We start from the raw sequence: 5,590 nt of genomic DNA on the forward strand, positions 1-5,590 counted from the left end.
GGTCAGGGTCGGGCGGCGGGCCGGGGTCGGGGGGACCGGGCGTACCAGGGGGCCCGGCGAGCCGCCGGACGACGGGGTCTCCGTGGGCGGCGGCTCAGGGCGGGCCATCGGCAGGGCCAGCGAGGGCGCGCCGAGGTCCGGGGACGGGCTGCCCGACGTGCTGAGGGCGCCCCGGATCAGGCCGCCCGGCGCGCCGTCGAGGACGGCGTGCGACAGCGTTCCGGTGAAGGACGGGTTCTGCCACGTGGTGAGCGAGCCGCCGAAGGCGGGGTCGGCGACGCCGCGCGGGGGCCGAGCGGCGGCCGTGGACTGGATCGGGGGAATTCCAGCCCACGCGTCCGCCGCCCGGCGGTCTGTACGGTCGCCCGCGGACCCGGCCCCGGACGCGGACCCGGACGCGGACGGACCGCCCGGCATCCCCACCGCGGATGCCGGACGGGCGTCCGGACGGGCGTCCTCCCCAGGTGCCCGCCCGGACGTCTCCCCGGGCGCGTCGGCGGCAACTCCGCCGCGCGGCGCCCGCGACTGGCCCCGGAGTCTGTCGAACAGTCCCATCTACCCCTCCGTGGCGCGGGTGACGAGAGAGGCGATCTCCCGCGCGTAGCGCCGCCGGTCGCCGTGTTCGAGGTCCAGGATGTCCTCCAGGCTCCAGTGGAAGTGGTAGGCGATGTACGCGATCTCCTCGTGGAGACGGTCGGTCGCGTACGTCACGATTCCCCCAGGCGGCTCCCGCCGAGCTCCACCTCGAAGGGCTGCTCGCAGTGCGGGCAGGTGACCCCGGCCCGGGTGTGGCCCTCGGCGTTGACCTGCCGGTAGAAGTCCTGGAGGAAGGCGAGGTCGGAGGCGAACATGTTCTCCACCACGCCGTCGTGCACCGAGGTCAGACCGCCGAGCCGGGTGATGACCCGGCCGAGCAGCACGACCGACAGGTAGGCCGGGTTCTCCTGGACGCGGACGTCCCGCAGCGGCACCAGTTCGTCCCGCGCGGTCGCCAGGCGCATGGTGCCGGTGCGGTGCACGGTGCCGGACTCGTCGACGTAGCCGCGCGGCAGCTCGAACTCGAACTCGGTGCGCAGCCGCTGCGGTTCGGGGTCCGGCGCCGGGGACGGGGTCGGAGCCGGGGCCGCGACGGCCGCCTCGGGCGGTGGGGCGGCTTCCGCTGCCGGCGCGCGGACGGCCGTGCGGCGCATTACTCGATTTCCAGTTCTTCGAAGGTGATGGTGACGGTCTCGGTCAGCGCCGACGCCTCACCGGCCTTGACGGTGCTGGCGTCGATCTTGCTGCACCAGGCGTTGCGCAGGTTGTACCGCTTGACCGGGTTCAGCTCGTAGTCCATCACCATGATCGTGGCGTTCTTCCGGGCCGTGGACATCTGGCCCTTGATGGACTGCTGGATCCACTGGGTGAACGCCGGGGACGGGGTCATGCCGCGCACGACCGTGCACTGACCCGCCTTCTGCACGCCCGGCATCTTGCTGACCTTGGGCTTGCCCTGCGCGGAGACCTGCTGGTACTCGATGACGTCCTGTTCGAAGCTCAGGCCGCTGACCTCCTGGAGGTACTCGACCATGACGCCGTCGATCTGGATGCCGAAATTGTGTGAGGTGAAGGAATCACCGGGCTGGAGGCTCATGAACCGCTGTCTGTCCTTCTGCTACTGATGCACCGACTGGACGGAAGAAAAGGGGCGGAGAAGGGGCGGCGCGCGGGCGCGCGCCGCCCGGAACCGCTACTCCTCCAGCTCGCCGCTTCCGCTGGAGAACTGGGCCAGCCGGAAGATCACGAACTCGGCGGGCTTGACGGGCGCGATGCCGATCTCGCAGATGACCCGGCCCAGGTCCACCGACTCNTCACGAACTCGGCGGGCTTGACGGGCGCGATGCCGATCTCGCAGATGACCCGGCCCAGGTCCACCGACTCCGGCGGGTTGGTCTCCTCGTCGCACTTGACGTAGAAGGCCTGCTCCGGGCTGGAGCCGAAGAGGGCGCCGGCGCGCCACTCGTTGACCAGGAACGCGGAGACGTTGCGCCGGATGCGGGCCCACAGCTGGTGGTCGTTGGGCTCGAAGACCACCCACTGGGTGCCGATCAGGATCGACTCCTCCAGGTAGTTGAAGTACCGGCGGATGTTGATGTAGCGCCAGGCCGGGTCGGAGGAGAGGGTGCGGGCGCCCCAGATGCGGATGCCGCGGCCGGGGAAGGCGCGGATGCAGTTGACGCCGATCGGGTTGAGCAGGTCCTGCTCGCCGCGGGTGACCTGGTTCTCCAGGTCGACGACGCCGCGGACGACCTCGTTGGCGGGGGCCTTGTGCACGCCGCGCTCGAAGTCGTTGCGCGCCCAGATCCCGGCGACGTGACCGCTCGGCGGGACCATGCGGCCCTGGCCGGTGGCCGGGTCGAAGATCTTGATCCAGGGGTAGTAGACGGCCGCGTACTTGGAGTCGTAGCCCGCGGTCTCCTGGCGCCAGACCCTGATGTCACGGGCGTTGAGGCCGGGCGGCGGGTCGATGACGGCGACGCGGTCGCCCATCAGCTCACAGTGGGCGATCAGCCCGAGCTGGACGGCCTTGACCGCCTCCAGGTCGATCGCGCCGCGCTGGTAGGCGGCCATCAGGTCGGGGACGGCGACCATCGAGACCTCGTCGACCGCCTCCAGGCCGCCGAAGCCGGTGCGGTCGGCGGAGTCGCCGAGGTACTCGGCGGGGCCGGGGTGGGCGGCGGACGTCTCGGCCGGGGCACCCGCGGGCGCGGGGGCGGCGGGGGCGGGACGGACCAGGGCGACGGTCTGGTTCTCCGGCCGGGCCAGCTGCCCGGCGGGGGCCGCCTCCTGGACGGTGATCAGCTTGGAGCGCTCCTTGACCTGCGTGACGACGTAGGAGCGGTTGCCCTTCTTCGCGCTCACGTCGAAGGTCTCGGCGACCTTGCCGTCGTCCTTGACGATCAGCTTGAACCGCTCGGCCGGGCCCTCGCCCTCCGGGTCCGCCACCTCGACGCTGAGCGCGCCGCCGGGGGTCAGGGCCCGTACGGAGAACGTGCCCAGCTCGGTGGGCGCGCCCGGGGGCAGCTGGGCCGGGGCGGCTGCGGATCCCGCCACGGCGGCCGGGGCGCCGGCGGTTCCGGCCTCCTCCCCGCCGGGCGCGCCGCCGATGCGTACGACGTACGCGGCGGAGCCGCCGTTGTTGAAGAACCCGTAGACGGAGTGCGCGAGGTAGTACCCGTCGGTGAACTCGCCGAAAGCGGCGACGTACTGGGACCAGTTGGTCACCAGCGTCGGGGTGTTCAGCGGCCCGCTGGGAGCGAGCCCGACGAAGGCGGCCACCGAGGTGCCCACCCCCTCGATCGGGCGGGAGCCGCTGGCGACCTCCTCGACATAGACGCCCGGCGACAGATACGACGGCATGCGCTGTGCTCCTCGGGGTAAGGGTGAGGAAGAACGTGGGACCTTCACACCCTTGACCGGGCTGCCACAGCGCGGCTAGGTCCCTCGGGACCTGCCAGGGGGCAGAGCCGGTGCCCGAAGGTATGGGCGGAGCCAGGCGGGCAGACCCCGATCCCGGTCCCGCCGTGCCCGGGTGCACGTCGCGTACCCGGATCGGCCCGGATCAGTCCGTCTGCCCGTAGAAGTGCTGCCGCCGGCCGACGAGCTGGTGGTACAGCGCCTGCCGCTCGTCCGAGCCGTCCTTGGTCTTGTCCAGCTCGGCGTACCAGCCCTGCTTGATGTCGTCCAGGAACGCGCGCCAGTCCCCGTGTCCCTGTGCGTCCCCCAGCTCCTTCAGGTCCACGTAGCGCTCGTTCTTGGCCGTTCCGCCGGAACCGATCTTGTCGCGCTTGTGTCCGTGCCAGACCGTCTCGGGGTTGGACGTGGCCTCGGTGGACCGGAAGTCGTGCTGGTAACCAACCGGGCTGGGCTTGTGGGGCCCGATCGTCTCGATGCCGATCAACAGGGAGCCGTCCTTCACCTTGGTCGGCGCGGTGAAGACCAGCAGCATGTGGCCGTGCGATCCGGTCGGCAGGACCACATCGCCGTTCCAGTCCTTCGTACCGAAGCCGCCACCGGGCACGTCCAGGCCCCACATGTCCGGACCATCCGGCTTGATGCGGTTCCCGAGGGAGACGAGGCCCCCACCCGTCTCCTTGAACGTGCCCCGCTTACCGGGCTTGTTCTTCTCGATGTCCATGCCGTGCGTGGCGTAGTCCCGCTCGTCGACGAACTGCGTGGGCTTCCCCTTGTCGTCGGTGACGCCCAGGAATTCCGGCAGGGCCGTGGCCGAGTCCCCTGCGCTCAGCGCCGGGATGCGGATGTTGACCCGGCCGCCGTGCGCGAGGGCCCGGATGACGTCGCCGTCCCGGTAGTCGATGTGCTGCTTCTGCTCCTTGTCGTAGATCTTCAGTCCGTGCTGGAGGACGAGAAGGACGTTGGTGAAGACGTCGCGGGCCTTGTCGGCCTTCTTCTGGTGCTGGGTGACGTGCGCCTTGTTCGCGTCGGCGTGCATGTCCTGGGGCGGAATCGCGGCCGGGTGCAGCGTGCGGACGGCGGTCTGCCGGATCTGCTCGTCGCGCTCGTCCCTCAGGGGCTGCTTCTGCGCCTCCGTGAGGTTGCTCCCCTGGGTGTTGAAGAAGCGGCCGAGCGTGTAGTCCGGAGCGTCCGGGACGGGCGCGCCCTTCAGATGGTTGTTGTAGGCCAGGGTCGCGGTGAGGACGCGCGTGCCCGAGGGGAGTTTCAGCCAGTCCTTGTAGTTGCCCTTGGTGGTGTACGCCTTGGCATCCTCGATCGTGCCGATGCCCACGTCCTTCAGCCACGTGGGGTTGACCGTCGTGAGCGCCTCGATGTCCGCCAAGTCCTGCGCGGTGAACACCTCACCGGCGAGCACCCGCCGGTCCAGGGTGCGCCTCAGGCGCATCTTCCCCTCCAGCATCAGCTTCTCCGGATACCACGTGCCCGGCGCCCAGACGTTCGGCTTCAGCTTGCTCTCGACGGCGCGGCTTTCGATCGACCGGCTCAGCCGGTAGATCACCTCCTTGCCCTTGACGTCCTTGGTGTTGCCGTCCTTGGCGGGCTGCTCGGCGGTGGCCGCGCTCGCGCTTCCCTCCCCCGCCCGCTGGACGGTCGCCTGCCCGATCACCGTGCTCGCCGCGAGGTTGCCCACGGTGCGCTGGAGGGCGATCATCTGCCCGGGCGTCATCGGGCCGCCGGGCCCTACGGGTACGTCCGGCTTCGCGGTGACGCGGTCCGGTGCGGGGCGGACCGGGGACCTGGACCGGTCGGAGGACTGGTCGTGGTCCGGCTTTCGTCCTGCGTGCATGGGCTTCGCCGCCTCCTTGATCCGGTACGTCCGCCCCCTCTGGCTAACACGCTGCGGGGCATGCCGGTAGAGGCGCCGGGGCAGCCGTGAGGGCAGCCCCGGGGGCCGCGGCGGGTACCGGGGCCGACGGCCCGCCCGGCAGGGCAACGCGGCGGTGCTTTCAGGCAACGGAACCTGCCCCGACGCCTGCGACAGCGGGCGGGCGTCCGCCATAGCGTCGTTGCGGTGAGCCTTTGGACCTCTCTGGAACCCGCCTCGACCACCGTGGACCCCGGCGGCTCGGCCACC

General features: G+C 71.0%; 4 protein-coding genes and 2 pseudogenes. All 6 read right to left on the reverse strand.

Features of this window, described 5'->3' with window-relative positions; translation table 11 throughout:
* A pseudogene (locus EEJ42_RS16425) lies at positions 1–555 on the reverse strand (hypothetical protein); the annotation flags it as partial.
* Positions 556–711 carry a DUF6760 family protein gene (locus tag EEJ42_RS50890; protein WP_179936315.1) on the reverse strand — a complete coding sequence of 52 codons (156 nt, stop codon included), beginning with the start codon at positions 709–711 and terminating at the stop codon, positions 556–558.
* Complete coding sequence (locus tag EEJ42_RS16430; protein WP_123100676.1) at positions 708–1,190, reverse strand: hypothetical protein; 483 nt, start codon at positions 1,188–1,190, stop codon at positions 708–710. The genes EEJ42_RS50890 and EEJ42_RS16430 overlap by 4 nt, the downstream gene beginning before the upstream one ends.
* A complete protein-coding gene (locus EEJ42_RS16435) occupies positions 1,190–1,633 on the reverse strand; it encodes a phage tail protein (RefSeq protein WP_123100677.1) in 444 nt (147 codons plus the stop codon). Before EEJ42_RS16435 ends, EEJ42_RS16430 begins: the two co-directional genes overlap by 1 nt.
* A 96-nt stretch (positions 1,634–1,729) precedes the next feature.
* Positions 1,730–3,399: pseudogene (locus EEJ42_RS16440) on the reverse strand (phage tail sheath subtilisin-like domain-containing protein).
* A gap of 202 nt (positions 3,400–3,601) precedes the next feature.
* On the reverse strand, positions 3,602–5,302 hold the full coding sequence (locus EEJ42_RS16445; RefSeq protein WP_246096796.1) for a PE-PGRS family protein: 1,701 nt from the start codon (positions 5,300–5,302) through the stop codon (positions 3,602–3,604).
* Positions 5,303–5,590 lie beyond the last annotated feature (288 nt).

It is taken from the genome of Streptomyces botrytidirepellens (genome assembly GCF_003721215.1).
Classification (GTDB): Bacteria; Actinomycetota; Actinomycetes; order Streptomycetales; family Streptomycetaceae; genus Streptomyces; species Streptomyces himastatinicus.